This window comes from Marinifilum fragile (assembly GCF_963677365.1).
GTDB classification, from domain to species: Bacteria; Bacteroidota; Bacteroidia; order Bacteroidales; family Marinifilaceae; genus Marinifilum; species Marinifilum fragile.
Genome location: NZ_OY781962.1, coordinates 4,570,738 through 4,584,750 on the forward strand (window position 1 = coordinate 4,570,738; position 14,013 = coordinate 4,584,750).

General features: G+C 34.3%; 13 protein-coding genes. 7 read left to right on the plus strand and 6 right to left on the minus strand.

The annotated features are described in order from the left end of the window. Positions 1–317 precede the first annotated feature (317 nt). Positions 318–3,293: a PEP/pyruvate-binding domain-containing protein gene (locus ACKPCA_RS18590; protein WP_321280382.1), complete on the plus strand. Its 2,976-nt coding sequence runs from the start codon at positions 318–320 to the stop codon at positions 3,291–3,293. 46 nt (positions 3,294–3,339) lie between these two features. Here the strand turns inward: ACKPCA_RS18590 and fabD are convergent, their stop codons facing one another. Continuing rightward, entirely contained in the window at positions 3,340–4,230 is an 891-nt protein-coding gene (gene fabD, locus ACKPCA_RS18595) for an ACP S-malonyltransferase (RefSeq protein WP_321280383.1), read from the minus strand. A 174-nt stretch (positions 4,231–4,404) separates the two neighbouring features. Further along, a complete protein-coding gene (gene folE, locus ACKPCA_RS18600) occupies positions 4,405–5,031 on the minus strand; it encodes a GTP cyclohydrolase I FolE (RefSeq protein ID WP_054714266.1) in 627 nt (208 codons plus the stop codon). A gap of 108 nt (positions 5,032–5,139) precedes the next feature. Here folE and ACKPCA_RS18605 point away from each other — a divergent pair, with 108 nt between their 5' ends. Then, positions 5,140–5,829: a nucleoside phosphorylase-I family protein gene (locus ACKPCA_RS18605; protein ID WP_321280384.1), complete on the plus strand. Its 690-nt coding sequence runs from the start codon at positions 5,140–5,142 to the stop codon at positions 5,827–5,829. On the opposite strand, the gene ACKPCA_RS18610 is transcribed toward ACKPCA_RS18605, so the two are convergent. Then, positions 5,822–7,126 (minus strand): MATE family efflux transporter, encoded by a 1,305-nt coding sequence (locus ACKPCA_RS18610; RefSeq protein ID WP_321280386.1) that lies wholly within the window; start codon positions 7,124–7,126, stop codon positions 5,822–5,824. The two genes, ACKPCA_RS18605 and ACKPCA_RS18610, sit on opposite strands and share 8 nt — an antisense overlap. Before the next feature lie 182 nt (positions 7,127–7,308). Here ACKPCA_RS18610 and ACKPCA_RS18615 point away from each other — a divergent pair, with 182 nt between their 5' ends. Both ACKPCA_RS18615 and ACKPCA_RS18620 read left to right on the plus strand, forming a co-directional pair. Continuing rightward, complete coding sequence (locus tag ACKPCA_RS18615) at positions 7,309–7,911, plus strand: superoxide dismutase (RefSeq protein WP_054714275.1); 603 nt, start codon at positions 7,309–7,311, stop codon at positions 7,909–7,911. A gap of 127 nt (positions 7,912–8,038) precedes the next feature. Continuing rightward, complete coding sequence (locus ACKPCA_RS18620) at positions 8,039–8,620, plus strand: superoxide dismutase (RefSeq protein ID WP_321280388.1); 582 nt, start codon at positions 8,039–8,041, stop codon at positions 8,618–8,620. A gap of 33 nt (positions 8,621–8,653) precedes the next feature. On the opposite strand, the gene ACKPCA_RS18625 is transcribed toward ACKPCA_RS18620, so the two are convergent. Together ACKPCA_RS18625 and ACKPCA_RS18630 are read right to left on the minus strand one after the other, a co-directional pair. Beyond that, on the minus strand, positions 8,654–9,535 hold the full coding sequence (locus tag ACKPCA_RS18625) for a DUF6268 family outer membrane beta-barrel protein (protein WP_321280390.1): 882 nt from the start codon (positions 9,533–9,535) through the stop codon (positions 8,654–8,656). 35 nt (positions 9,536–9,570) lie between these two features. Then, a complete protein-coding gene (locus tag ACKPCA_RS18630; protein ID WP_321280391.1) occupies positions 9,571–10,668 on the minus strand; it encodes an adenylate/guanylate cyclase domain-containing protein in 1,098 nt (365 codons plus the stop codon). A gap of 172 nt (positions 10,669–10,840) precedes the next feature. On the opposite strand from ACKPCA_RS18630, the gene ACKPCA_RS18635 reads away from it, so the two are divergent. Together ACKPCA_RS18635 and ACKPCA_RS18640 are read left to right on the plus strand one after the other, a co-directional pair. Further along, positions 10,841–11,413 (plus strand): nitroreductase family protein, encoded by a 573-nt coding sequence (locus ACKPCA_RS18635; RefSeq protein WP_321280392.1) that lies wholly within the window; start codon positions 10,841–10,843, stop codon positions 11,411–11,413. A 35-nt stretch (positions 11,414–11,448) separates the two neighbouring features. Further along, a complete protein-coding gene (locus ACKPCA_RS18640) occupies positions 11,449–12,159 on the plus strand; it encodes a carboxypeptidase-like regulatory domain-containing protein (RefSeq protein WP_054714290.1) in 711 nt (236 codons plus the stop codon). Between the two features lie 54 nt (positions 12,160–12,213). On the opposite strand, the gene ACKPCA_RS18645 is transcribed toward ACKPCA_RS18640, so the two are convergent. After that, entirely contained in the window at positions 12,214–13,125 is a 912-nt protein-coding gene (locus tag ACKPCA_RS18645; protein ID WP_054714294.1) for a proline dehydrogenase family protein, read from the minus strand. 258 nt (positions 13,126–13,383) lie between these two features. Between ACKPCA_RS18645 and ACKPCA_RS18650 the strand changes: the two genes are divergently transcribed. Beyond that, a complete protein-coding gene (locus tag ACKPCA_RS18650) occupies positions 13,384–13,971 on the plus strand; it encodes an OmpH/Skp family outer membrane protein (RefSeq protein WP_054714298.1) in 588 nt (195 codons plus the stop codon). Positions 13,972–14,013: the final 42 nt, after the last annotated feature.

Genomic DNA, 14,013 nt, shown 5'->3' on the forward strand with positions numbered 1-14,013 from the left:
ATATAAAAAAGAGGGAATCGTTGGTTCCCTCTTTTTTTTCTAAAAGTTTTGTAATTCAAAGACCAATATTATCACAAATTGGCATTGGGTAGTTTGGAATGATCAGTTAATTCCAATTGCACATTTATAAAATCATACAATAGGGAAAAACTGCAAATAATTAGTAATTTATATAGCCTTTTAGCCCGTTTTTTTATAAAAATAATTACCATTGTAGTTTGAAAAAATACTGATATTTAAGTAGTCCAACAGACCATTAAGATTAGTAACTTTGTAATAGAATAAGGGAACAACACTAAATAAATTAGCTAAAGAATATGGAAGAAATTTCGATTTCGAAAATTTATAAGCGTAAAAAGAACGACCGTGATATTTTTCAGGAATTGATGCCTTACAAAGTGAAGGAGATTCTGTTGATTGCAACTTATTACGACGCATATACAATTGTTCGTGAAGGACAATTCTCAGATAAAATTGTTGGTGAATATTTACAGTTGAATTTGTATGCAGCACCGCGTTTTACAAGTGTTGCTACTAATGAAGAAGCATTGGAAGCATTAGAGAATCGTCATTACGATATGGTGATTTTAATGGCAGGTTTGGATAAAGAATCTCCTTTAGAGCTTAGTCAGCAGATAAAAACGGTTAATCCGGATATTCCTGTTTTGGTTTTGGTAAATAATAATAGCGATTTGGCTTATTTCGATCGTGCTGCCGACAAAATCAAAAACAATATAGATCGTGTGTTTGTATGGAATGGTTCAACTAAGATATTCATGGCAATGACCAAGTACATCGAAGACAAAATGAATCTTGAAGCAGACACAAAAAGTGGAGATGTTCGAGTAATTCTTTTGGCTGAAGACTCGGTGAAGTACTATTCCAGATATCTTCCTTTGTTATATACCTCGGTGATGACCCAAACGCAAAAGGTGATTTCGGACGAAGGAGATATTGATGAATTGCACAAGATTTTAAAAATGCGTGCTCGTCCGAAAGTGATTTTGGTAAGCTCATTCGAGGATGCGGTAGATGTTGTGGATAAATATCTTGAAAATCTACTATGTGTAATTTCAGATGTTCGATTTGCACGCGATGGCAAATTGGATGATGATTCGGGTGTTGACTTAATAAGATATGTGCAGGCAAAAAACATGAGAATTCCATGTTTAATGCAATCCCATGATACCGATAATGCAATTAGAGCAATGCAGGTTGATGCTGATTTTATCAATAAAAATAGCGATACTTTGGCATTGGATATTTATAATTTTATTTACACCAAGTTGGGATTTGGTGATTTTGTTTTCCGCAATCAAAGTGGTACGCGTGTTGCCGTTGCAAAATCGATGGAAGAGTTCGAGGAAAAATTAAAGTATATTCCGGATGAATCGCTGCTTTTCCACTCTAAACGAAATGGAATTTCGACCTGGCTGATGGCCCGTGGAGAGATTAACGTAGCAAAAAAGCTAAGAAGATATCAGATTGAAGATTTTAAATCCGTAAAGGATCTTAGAAAATTTTGTTTGGATGTATTCGAGGCTTCTAGAATTAAGCAATTAAGAGGGAGAATCATTCGATTCAAACCCAATATTGTTAATTCTAACCATTACATTGTTCGTTTGGGCAGAGGTTCTTTAGGGGGTAAAGGTCGTGGTCTGGCATTCCTAAGTAACTTTATTGAGAACATCTACTTTAAGAAATTAATCAAGGATATCAATGTCTCGATTCCAAAAACAGCTATTGTTGGGGTTGATGAGTATGATAACTTTATTGAGAAAAATAATCTTTACGATAAGATTTACCTTGATAAGAACTACAAGAAGGTAAAAGAATTATTCATTAAAGGAGATATTCCAGATAAATTAGGAAATAAGCTTCGCCAGTATCTCGAAGAGATTAACAAACCAATTGCGGTTAGATCTTCGGGGTTATTTGAGGATTCGTTGATGCAGCCTTTTGCAGGAGTTTATGCGACTTATTTGTTGCCAAATAACGATCCGGATATCGAAGTGAGATACCAACAGTTGATTACGGCTATCAAGTTAATTTATGCCTCAATCTTCACACCTGAAGCGCAATCGTACTTCAGCGCAGTTGATTACAAAATTGAAGAGGAGAAAATGGCTGTAATCATTCAAGAAGTTGTTGGTCAGGAATACAATGGCAAGTTCTATCCTAATATTAGTGGTGTAGCACAGTCCTACAACTATTATCCTTTCTCATACATGAAACCGGAAGATGGATTTTCTGTAATGGCCATTGGTTTGGGTAAATATGTTGTTGGTGGAGAAAAAACTCATCGGTTCTGTCCTGAGCATCCTAAGCTGCAGTTGGCTTCAATCGAAGATCAGATTAAAGATTCTCAGAAGTACTTCTATGCGATAGATATGCAAAAGGAGAATATCGATTTGATTAACGATGGAGAAGATGCTGTAACCATTAAGTATGAGCTGGCACAGGCAGAGAAAGATGGCAATTTATTACATTGTGCTTCGGTTTACGATTTCCAGAACGACAGGTTAGAGCCAGATTTGAATTTGCGTGGGCCACGAGTAGTTGATTTTGCAAACATTTTAAAATACAATCAGGTACCAATTTCACATGCCTTAAGCGTATTGTTGAATATCTTTAAGCAAGCAATGGGTGCTCCGGTAGAAATAGAGTATGCTGTAGATTTATCGAAAGGTAAAGATGGCAACCCAACCTTCTATTTGTTGCAGATTAAACCTTTGATACGTCAGGAAATGAGTGTTGATATTGACATGTCACAGGTGGATCGCAACAAACTGGTAATGCTTGCAAATAAAGGTATGGGTAACGGAACGGTGAACCATATCCGCGATGTAATCTATATGGATTTAAGTAAGTTTGACAGAACCAAGACCGAAGAAATGGCGGAGGAGATGGAGAAACTTAATCAAAAAATGAAAGAGCAAGATCGTCAGTATGTATTGTTTGGTCCTGGACGTTGGGGAACACGCGATAAGTTTACAGGGATTCCAGTTCTTTGGTCACAAATCTCAAATGCAAAAGTAATTGTGGAGCAAGGCTTGGATGATTTCCCATTGGATGCTTCATTGGGTTCACATTTCTTCCACAACGTAACCTCTATGAATGTTGGGTATTTTTCAGTCAAGAACAATTCAGAACAGAATTTTGTGAACATGGAAGTGCTAGACAAGCAAGAGAAAATTGAACAAATTCATTATTTCAAACATGTTCGATTTAAAGAGCCATTGGAGATTTTAATGGATGGAAGGAAACAAACTAGTGTTATTAGTTTTAAATAGAAAAAGGAGGCTTTAAGCCTCCTTTTTATATTCGTGAATTTATGGATTAACCTTGGTATGAATCGATACCAGCAGTTTCCATTTTACGATCAACTTTCTTCACTAATCCTTGGATTACTTTACCAGGACCAACTTCAGTGAATGAACTTGCACCATCAGCAATCATATTTACCATGGTTTGAGTAAAACGTACCGGAGCAGTTAACTGAGCAACAAGGTTTTTCTTGATTTCAGATGGATCTGTAACAGGTTTTGCATTTACGTTTTGGTAAACTGGACAGCTTGGAGTAGAGAAGTTTGTATTTTCGATAGCTTCTTCCAACTCAACACGAGCAGGCTCCATTAAAGGAGAGTGGAATGCACCGCCAACTTTCAATGGTAAAGCTCTTTTTGCACCAGCTTCTTTTAACTTTTCGCAAGCAATTTCGATACCTTTCATGCTACCAGAAATAACCAACTGACCTGGACAGTTGAAGTTAGCAGGAACAACTACTTCTTCGATTTCTGCACAAATTTTCTCAACAGTTTCATCATCTAAACCGATAATTGCAGCCATTGTTGAAGGTTCCATTTCACAAGCTTTTTGCATAGCCAAAGCACGTTGAGAAACCAATTTTAAACCATCTTCAAAAGATAAAGTTCCGTTAGCAACCAATGCAGAGAATTCACCTAATGAGTGACCAGCAACCATTTCAGGTTTGAAATCTTCACCAAGTGTTTTAGCTAAAATTACTGAATGCAAGAAAATTGCAGGTTGAGTAACTTTAGTTTGTCTTAGATCTTCATCAGTTCCTTCAAACATTAAATCAGTAATGCGGAAACCTAGAATTTCGTTAGCTTTTTCGAAAAGTTCCTTAGCAAGTTCCGAATTTTCGTATAGGTCTTTACCCATACCAACAAATTGGGCTCCTTGCCCTGGAAATACATATGCTTTCATACTTTTTTTCAATTTGTAATAATCACTCTATATCCATACATATTAGAATGAAAATCATGGTAAGTTTTGAAATATTCCGGGCACAAATATATTTAATCCGTTCGCAATCTGCAATTTTAGAATTGTCTTGCCAACGGATTAATATACTTAATACCGGTAAAATTGATAAATTTATTAGATAGTTTTTGCCGAAATCAATCGAATAAACTCTTCACGGGTGGCAAGGTTTTCAAATGCTCCCGTAAAATCTGAAGTAGTTGTAATTGAATTTTGTTTTTGAACACCACGCATCGACATGCACATGTGCTGAGCTTCAATAACCACAGCAACGCCTAAAGGACTAAGCGTATCATTAATACAGTCTTTAATTTGAGTAGTTAAACGTTCTTGCACTTGCAAGCGGCGAGCAAATGCATCTACTACACGCGCTATTTTGCTAAGTCCGGTAATATATCCATTGGGAATGTAGGCTACATGAGCTCTTCCAACAAAAGGTAACATGTGGTGTTCACACATCGAGTAAACCTCAATATCTTTCACAATCACCATTTGTTTGTAGTCTTCTTTAAACATTGCCGATCGTAAAATATCTTCTGGTTTAATGTGATACCCTTGAGTTAAGAACTGCATGGCTTTGGCAACACGCAAAGGAGTTTTCTCTAATCCTTCGCGTTTAGCATCCTCCCCAAGTAATTCTAAAACTTTTTTATAGTGATACATCAGTTCTTCTGTAGTTTCCTGATTGTATTTTTCTATTTTTGTGAATCCTTTATCTCCTTGTCCGTTAATTGAAAATTCCATTCGTCACAGTGTTTTTAATAAGTCGTTGTATTGCTCTGCAAAATAAGTAATAATTTCACCTAATAAACAAACTTTTAGGTGCTTTGTTTTAGCTAAGTTCTTGCATTTATGCATATTTTAATCATTACAGAGACATTTGATGTGCTCAAATATTTTATTTCACAACTTGAATTAGAGGAAAATTTGGGCCAAAATTATGCTCGTTTCAAATATCAAGATCAATCCGTAGATATCCTTATATCGGGATATGGAGGTAGTATGTTGGCTTATGAGTATACTAAAGCCATTGGTAAATACAAGTATGATATGGTTTTGCAATTTGGACAATGCTACTCTTTAAAAGATCAGCTTGAAAAAAATCAGCTGGTATGTATTATTGATGATTATTTTGGCGACATCGGAATTGGTGAGGAAAGTAATTTTGCTTCAATCTTTGACTTACAACAACGAAATAAAAACGAAGATCCATTTAAAAACGAGATATTAGAAAACGACACACTGATTCCCGAGGTGTTTTCTGATTTAAAAAAGGTGAGTGGAATTACTTGCAATACAATTCCATCAAGTTTAAATACCTTGGCCAATGCTTATATCAAAAATTATCCCGACGTAATCAGTAGGGAAGGTGCAAATTTGCTTTATATCTGCCACAAGGAAAATGTGAAGTTAATACAGCTTTTTTATGTGCTTGAAAAGATCGAAAATGCACATTTCAAGATTACTCCTGACGAGCAAATGATAAAAGTAGTTAATGAAACAATTGAAGAGGTTTTTAATGAATTGGTTTCATTTACTTAGAGAAGTGAACCAATACGGCTTTTTTGTAATAAATGGTTTGAAAAAGTCCTCGGGTAAACATGAAGCCTAGCATGGCAATCCAAAGTCCATGATTTTCCAAAATGCCGTTTAAAAAGTAATAAAGCGGAATAAAAATAAGAATAGTTGCTGCCATCATTGTTTTTCGCATATATCTAGAAGCTGTGGCACCAATAAATATTCCATCCATTAGGAAAGATGCAAAGCTTAGAAGGGGCAGAAGTACAATCCATTTTAAATAATCTCTGGCAATGGTAATGGTAGATTCAGCATCGGTGAGTACTGACAAGATATCGATACCAAATAATCCGTATACGCCTGTAAATAAAATACTGATTCCGATACCCCAAATGAATAACAATTTAATCACCCGAGATAGATTTTGGGAATTGTTTGCACCAATAAATTTACCTACTAAAGCTTCTGCAGCAAAAGCAAATCCATCCATAAAATAGGAAAATATAAAAAGGAACTGAAGCAGTAAGGAATTAACGGCAAGAACCTCTTTGTTCACACTTGCTGATTCGGTGGTAAAGAAGGTGAAGACAAATATAATACAGAGAGTTCTGATGAAAATATCCTTGTTGACTAGAAAAAAGTGTTTCAATTCATTAACTTTCATCATGCCTTTAATGCTCCAATACTTAAATAAGCGCTTGTAATTTTTTAGGATGAAGAATAATGCTAAAAATAAACTGCAGTACTGAGCAATTAAGGTGCCTAAGGCTACACCTTTTGCATCTAGCATTAATCCATACACAAAAAATGCGGATAGAGAAATGTTAATAATATTGCCTGTAATGGCTATTAACATGGGAATTTTGGCATTTTGCATACCAATGAACCATCCGTTTAATGCATAAAGGCCAATGGTGGCCGGAGCTGCCCAAACTCTTATATAAAAATATGATTTCGCAATGTTTTCAACTGATTCTTCACTCTCGATTAACCAAAAGCTAAGCATAGCTATTGGTTTTTGAAGTATTAATATAAGAATACTACCAGCTAAAGCAACAGTAAGAGCACGTGATAAAGACAGTATAGATTCGCTTAAGTTTCTGGCACCATATGCTTGAGCAGTAATTCCTGTAGTTCCCATTCTTAAAAAAGCAAAACCCCAGTATAAAAAATTAAAAATGGTACCTCCTAAAGCTATCGCACCAATAAAATCTACTTTTCCCAAGTGCCCCATTAAAGCTAAGTCAACAAGTCCTAACAAAGGAATGGTGATGTTACTAACTATGTTGGGTACTGCGATATTTAGGATTTTTTTGTTCACGGTTTAGCTTATTATTTTAGAGAACGAAAGTAGTTAAAAATCCTGTTTTAATGGAAAAACATTTGGTCTTTGAAATAAAAGACAAAAAAGTCTTTAAATAATTTGGAATTAATCTGAGTAAAAATTAGATTTGCTTCTAGTGACAAATAAACCAATATCAACCATAAGAAAATATAAAATATATGGCATTTGAGTTACCAAAATTAGCTTATGCATACGATGCGTTAGAACCGCATATTGATGCCAGAACAATGGAAATTCACCATTCTAAGCATCATGCAGGATATACAAATAATTTAAACGCTGCAATAGCAGGAACCGATTTAGAAGGCAAGAGTATTGAAGAAATTCTTGCCAATATTTCACAACATTCTGTTGCTGTTAGAAATAACGGAGGTGGATTTTATAACCATGATTTGTTCTGGAAAGTAATGTCGCCTAACGGGGGCGGAAAACCAAGTGGAGATTTACTTACCGCGATCGAAAAAGATTTTGGATCGTTTGATGCTTTTAAAGAAGAGTTTTCGAAAGCAGCAGCAACAAGGTTCGGTTCAGGTTGGGCTTGGTTGGTAAAGCAAGCTGATGGCAAGTTGGTAGTTACATCTACGGCAAATCAGGATAATCCATTGATGGATATTGCTGATGTAAAAGGAACTCCAATTTTGGGATTGGATGTTTGGGAGCACGCATATTACTTAAAGTTTCAAAATAGAAGACCTGATTATATCTCAGTTTTCTGGGAAGTAATCAATTGGGAGGAAGTGGTTAAACGCTTTCAGGATTAGTTTTGTTTATTGTTTTTTTGATTTTGGGGCCGGTTCTTTTTATAAAGGATCGGCCTTTTTGTGTTTTTTTATTGAATTTGTGATTTTTTATTGTGAAATTGAAGAGGAAATCAAAAAACAATAAAAAATGGAACACAAACTACCTGCCTTACCGTATGAATTAGGCGAATTAGAGCCTTATATTAGTAAGAAAACACTTGAATTTCATTACGGAAAACACCACCAAGCTTACATTACAAATCTGAATAATTTAATAAAAGGAACTGCTTTTGAAGATGTTAGTCTGGAAGATATTGTAAAGCATTCAGAAGGAGGAATCTTCAATAATGGAGCCCAGGTTTATAACCACACTTTTTATTTTGAAGCATTTAAGCCAAATGCTATTGCCGAACCAAATGGAAAGTTGAAAGCTGTCATTGAAGCTTCTTTTGGTTCGTTTGATAATTTTAAGGCTGAGTTTTCGAAAGCGGGAGCTACCTTATTTGGTTCAGGATGGGTTTGGTTGGTAGTGGATACTGCTGGGAAATTAGCAATTGTGAAGACAAAGAATGCAGGCAATCCTCTTCGTGATGGTTTTACTCCTATTCTTACAATGGATGTTTGGGAGCATGCTTACTATCTGGATACTCAGAATGCACGTCCTAAGTATATCGAAAACTTCTGGAATATTATTAATTGGGAATTGGTTGAAAAACGATTTGAAGAATAAACAAAAAAGGGTGATTTTAAATCACCCCTTTTTTTAGATACTTACTGAGATACCAGCTTTTATAAATATATTATTGTCTAGGTCAAAATCATTGATCGTATCATTACCATCCTTAAATTCGAAGTTTCTATATAGTGTATAGCCTGAATTTACGTTTAGACTTATTTTTTTGGATAATTTTTGCTTCAGAAATAAACCTCCTCCAACATTCATAATACTAACATTATCAATTGGACTTATTTCATTATTATATACAAGTTTATCTGTTAATGTGAAATTTTCACCAGCAATAAATAGATTCGCTCCTAATGTAGTTTTTTCACTAGCCTTATAATTTATATCAAGCATTGGGAAACCGAAATTTATGTTCCATTTTTTATTTGGTTTCCAATTTAAACTTACAACAGGAATAGGAGCAGGTACCCCAATGGTATTCGAATAAATTGCTCCTAAATTTAATATCATACTCTTATTTTGATTGATGGGTTTGCTAAACAAAGCCATTCCAAATAAATTTAGCTCGTCGAAACTAACAGAGGATTCGAAGTTGGAAGAAATATTTGGCTTGATAAAGGCTGTCAGATACCAACCTTTTTTTAATGGACGTGCATAACCAAATGTATATGAAATGGTGTGGAAATTTTTTAAATCGGTTCCTAGTAAAGGAGTAGTTCCATAATCAATTTTGACACCCGCATAGTTAAAGGTATGAAAGATTCTTCTTCCTGGGGTTTTTAGCTTTTTATGTATGCTAAATCTAAAATCATATTTCTCAAAAGAGATATCATTTCCATTATCCGAATCACCTTTGCCAATAAATACGTAATCAGCTCCAAATTTTTCCTGCAACATTTGGGCTTGAGAGGGAAGTATTATACCCAAAATTATTGCGGTTATGAATAAAATTTTCTTCATATTGAGTTTTTGTAAATTGCTTAATAAACAAATATTTAGTGCTGTTGTTTAATGGAATAGATATCAACTCTTTCCTTTTTACCCTTTAGCTGAATATTATCAATAAAGGAATAGTTGAAAGAGTTATAAAAAGCCAGATCCGTAATAATCAATTTTGATGCCAAAAATTCTTCGTTGAAAGAATTACAGAGGCCTTGAATTCTGGAAGCAGTATTAATTACATCACCATGGTAGGCAATGGAACGCTTTATTACACCTACTTCAGCGGCCATTAATGTACCCCCATTTATGCCTGCTTTAAATTGAGGAAGAAAGCCATAAGATTTCATATAATGATCAGACCTTTTTTGCAGATATTCCTTAAATCTGAAAAATATTTTAATGCACTTTGCATTTTTAATGCCATCATTATAAGGCCATATAAGGACAACTTCATCTCCAATATACTGGTATATATTCGCATCAAACTCATTAACCGCAAGAGTTAAGTCGCTAAAACAATCTTGAATGAGTTGACTGTATTTTACATGTCCTAACTTTTCTGCATAAGTTGTAGATGATTTTAAATCCATAAATAAGAATATCATTTTAACCTCTTTAGGTTGACGGTATTTGCCAAGCAATAAATCAAGAAGAACACCTGGACCAAATTTTTGATTGATAATCTGAAATAGGATAATAGTAGCACTTACCAAATACGTAAAAGTTACAATTCTGAAAAAATCACTTGATTTTACAAACCGTCTTATTTCCAGCAATGTTTCTCTTGATATTTCACCTTTTAATATCAATTGAGATGCAATTCCAACTAAAAAGATTGTTACGATAGTTAAGATGATATGAATGATACTATAAATGAAAATAATCTGCCCATATGATTTTTTTCGAAGACGTTCTTGTTTGTGTTTGATAAAAACATTTAGAATGCCGAATATTCCTCCCAAAAATAAACCTGCTAAAACTAGATTTAGTTTATTCATTTCTGCAACTGAAATATGCTTGGGAATCTCACCTTCAATCTTTGGATTAAAGCTGGTTAGAATATCCCAAATAAATACAGCAGCTATCCATATCGTAATAATAATTAAGAAGTCTATGATAACTTTACGAGTGTTTTTATTGTATTTCAACATACTTATTGGATTTTGCCAAATTGAAATTTAATATTACAAAGAATAAAATTTAAATAGATTTACTTATTTCTTTGATGAAAAGAGAAAAATCAATTAATTTATAAAGTAAGTGTTGCAATTTGTTTGATAATATAAATAAAGCACATAAATTATTAAAATAATAAATTAAGCAATGTTAAAAGATTTAGTTGCTAAAAACAGAAGTTACAGGAGATTTTACGAAAGTGAGAAAATAACTTCGGAGCAGGTTAAGAGTTGGATTGATTTAGCAAGACTTGGAGCCTCAGGTAGAAATGCGCAAACCATTAAGTATAAAATTGTATTATCAGATGGGATGTGCGAAGAAGTATTTAAGCATCTGGCTTGGGCTGGTTATTTGAAAGATTGGGCAGGACCCGAAAAAGGTGAAAGGCCATCAGCATATGTGATCATGATTAATGATGAGGAGCTGGGTAAAAATTATTTTAGTGACGATGGAATTGCGGTTCAAAATTTGTTGCTAGGCGCAGTTGAAAGTGGTTTTGGAGGTTGCATTATTCATGCATTTAAGAATAAAGAACTTCGTGAGCTGTTAAAAATTGAAGAAGGGTATTCAATTATTCAGGTAATTGCTTTGGGAAAACCGAAAGAAGAGGTAGTTATTGAAGAAATGAAAGATGGAGATATCAAGTATTGGAGAGATGAAAAGGGAGTTCATCATGTGCCAAAACGTAGTATCGATGAGATAATATTGGAAGAATTGTAATTGTAACTCTGCGGAGTTAATAAAAAGCTGGTAAAATGAGAAGATATGTGATTGGTTGTATTGCTCTTTTTTGTTTTGTTCTTGCAACAGAGAAGCTAAATGCACAGAAGATAAGGACAGATTCATTATTTTTTACGGGTGCGGTTATGGATCAGGAAGAATTGTCACCATTGCCTTATGCACACTATCGGATAAATAATAAAAAAGCGGGTACATCAAATTCTTTTGGCCGCTTCTCATTTTGGGTAAATGCTGGCGATACCATTCAATATTCTTACGTTGGATATCAAAACGTTCAAGTTGTTGTTAGCGATAGTCTAAAACAAGATTCATATCTTTTTGGGGTATTTATGGCAAAGGATACTGTTTCGCTGCAAGAGGTGTTGATTTTACCTCGATTTGGTGATTTTAGAGAAGCCTTTATTAACGCCAAGGTAAATACACCAGAATATGTTCGAGCAAAGAACAATGTGAACTCGGCTACCTACGAGGCCTTAACCAAGCGACCTGATAAAATGGATGCCAAAGCAAATACAGATTTGTTGATAAAGCAGCATGTGATAGAAAATGAGCATAAAGCAATGGTTCCTCAGGATATGGTTGCAGGTGTAAGTACACTTAGAACTTTACCCGAAGTACAACGATTAAAACGCAAGAAGAACATGAAAATTCCTGATAATTTGGTTACCGATAAGGAAATAACCACCTTAAAGCAAATGTATCGATACGGAATTAAAGAAAAGTAATAAAAAAAGCGGTGAGAATTTCACCGCTTTTTTTTACAAATCTAAATTGGCTTATTAACCTCTACTAAATAATGCCTTTATAATTAAAGAAGCCATTTTTGGGTTTTCTTTTAATCTTCGGGTGGAGTATCCGAACCAATCTTTTCCAAATGGAACGTAAACTCTCATGTTATGACCATTTTCAACAATTGACTTTCTTAGCTCAGGTGTTACACCATAAAGCATTTGGAACTCATACTTATCCTTTGGAACATTATACTTTTCAATCAGCTTGTATGCACCATCAACCAAAGGTTTATCGTGAGTTGCAATTCCAGGATAAACATCATTTTTAAGCATGAAATCCAAATTCTCAAGGAAATGCTGGTTGATTTCTTCGTACTTTTTGTAAGCAATTTCTTCAGGCTCCACATAAATTCCCTTACACAAGCGGTAGTTCAATTTTGAAACACCGTTTTGCATGTCCATCATGTTGGTCAAATCGTCAAGAGTTCTCTTAAGGTAAGCCTGAACAACAAGTCCAACGTTTTGAGGGAATTCAGCCTTTAATCTTCTGAACATGTTAATTTCCTTATCAACACATGGAGAATCTTCCATGTCGATTCTTACAAAATTATTGTATTCAGCAGCTTTTGCTACAACAGTACGGATGTTTTGGTAACAAACTTCCTCGTCAAGTAACAGGCCAAAGAAGGTTGGTTTCACCGAATAGTTACCATCAATTTTGTTGGCTTCAAAGGTTTCTATAATTTCCAAATAAGCTTCTTTGTTTTCATTAGCTTCATCAAGGTTTTTAATGAATTCTCCTAATAAGTCAACGGTTACTTTAATTCCCTGATCATTTAATTTCTTCGATTCTCTTACTGCATCTTCAATGGTTTCTCCTGCAATGTATCTTTTAGAGAATATCCAAACCAATTTTTTTGGCATATAGGGTAGGGTTGCCGCTATTAGTTTATTGAACATTGAGTTAATTTTTTAGTGATATACGTTTGATAATTGTAGTCCACAATGTATAGAGTATAAAGTAGAAAAAGAATGATGTTTATCAGCATATCAAAATGTTTGGATATTTGATGATAATTAATGTACAGAGGATTTTAAAATTGAATGCCAGGAATTTTTTAGTCTACTTATAAAAGTTATATTTGTTAGGCAAAATCAAAAAATGGGAATACCGAAATGGTATCCGAAAAAACTTGAAAAATTAAATACTAAATACCTATGAAAAATTTATCTGTTGCATTAAATGCTGTGTTAGTTGTTGCTGTTGCAATTCTTTACTTTGTTCAGTTCTCAGGCAAAGGAGAATCGAAAGATGTGAAAACTGTTGCTGGAGAAGGAGCTGTTGTATACATTAACACGGATTCATTATTGAGCAACTATAACTTTTCACGTGATTTGAATGAGAAGTTTTTGAAGAAACAAGAAGATTCACGTACTGATTTTAACTTTAAAGCTCAGAAATTAGAGAAAGAAGCAGTTGAATTCCAGCGTAAACTTCAAAACAATGGCTTTTTAACTCGTCAAAGAGCAGAAGAAGCTCAGCAAAAATTAATCGCCAAGCAACAAAACTTACAGCAATTGGATCGTCAGTTAAGTGCAGAGTTAATGGGCGAACAACAAGCAAATAGCAAACGCCTTTTCGATAGCGTTACCAACTATTTGAAAGAGTACAATGCAACTCGTAACTACAGCTTAATTTTAAGCACTACCAAAGGTGGAAATGTATTGTTATCACAAGACGGTTTAGACATTACTCAGGAAATTATCAATGGCTTAAATGCAAGATATACTCCTGAAGCAAAATAATTAAAGATTTTAAAAAAGTAGAAAGGGCAGATGGCTGATGAG

Excerpts from the sequence above, each read along its gene's own strand:
- ACKPCA_RS18590 (WP_321280382.1), top strand. The coding sequence starts at position 318 with ATGGAAGAAATTTCGATTTCGAAAATTTATAAGCGTAAAAAGAACGAC.
- fabD (WP_321280383.1), bottom strand. The coding sequence starts at position 4,230 with ATGAAAGCATATGTATTTCCAGGGCAAGGAGCCCAATTTGTTGGTATG.
- folE (WP_054714266.1), bottom strand. The coding sequence starts at position 5,031 with ATGGAATTTTCAATTAACGGACAAGGAGATAAAGGATTCACAAAAATA.
- ACKPCA_RS18605 (WP_321280384.1), top strand. The coding sequence starts at position 5,140 with ATGCATATTTTAATCATTACAGAGACATTTGATGTGCTCAAATATTTT.
- ACKPCA_RS18615 (WP_054714275.1), top strand. The coding sequence starts at position 7,309 with ATGGCATTTGAGTTACCAAAATTAGCTTATGCATACGATGCGTTAGAA.
- ACKPCA_RS18620 (WP_321280388.1), top strand. The coding sequence starts at position 8,039 with ATGGAACACAAACTACCTGCCTTACCGTATGAATTAGGCGAATTAGAG.
- ACKPCA_RS18625 (WP_321280390.1), bottom strand. The coding sequence starts at position 9,535 with ATGAAGAAAATTTTATTCATAACCGCAATAATTTTGGGTATAATACTT.
- ACKPCA_RS18630 (WP_321280391.1), bottom strand. The coding sequence starts at position 10,668 with ATGTTGAAATACAATAAAAACACTCGTAAAGTTATCATAGACTTCTTA.
- ACKPCA_RS18635 (WP_321280392.1), top strand. The coding sequence starts at position 10,841 with ATGTTAAAAGATTTAGTTGCTAAAAACAGAAGTTACAGGAGATTTTAC.
- ACKPCA_RS18640 (WP_054714290.1), top strand. The coding sequence starts at position 11,449 with ATGAGAAGATATGTGATTGGTTGTATTGCTCTTTTTTGTTTTGTTCTT.
- ACKPCA_RS18645 (WP_054714294.1), bottom strand. The coding sequence starts at position 13,125 with ATGTTCAATAAACTAATAGCGGCAACCCTACCCTATATGCCAAAAAAA.
- ACKPCA_RS18650 (WP_054714298.1), top strand. The coding sequence starts at position 13,384 with ATGAAAAATTTATCTGTTGCATTAAATGCTGTGTTAGTTGTTGCTGTT.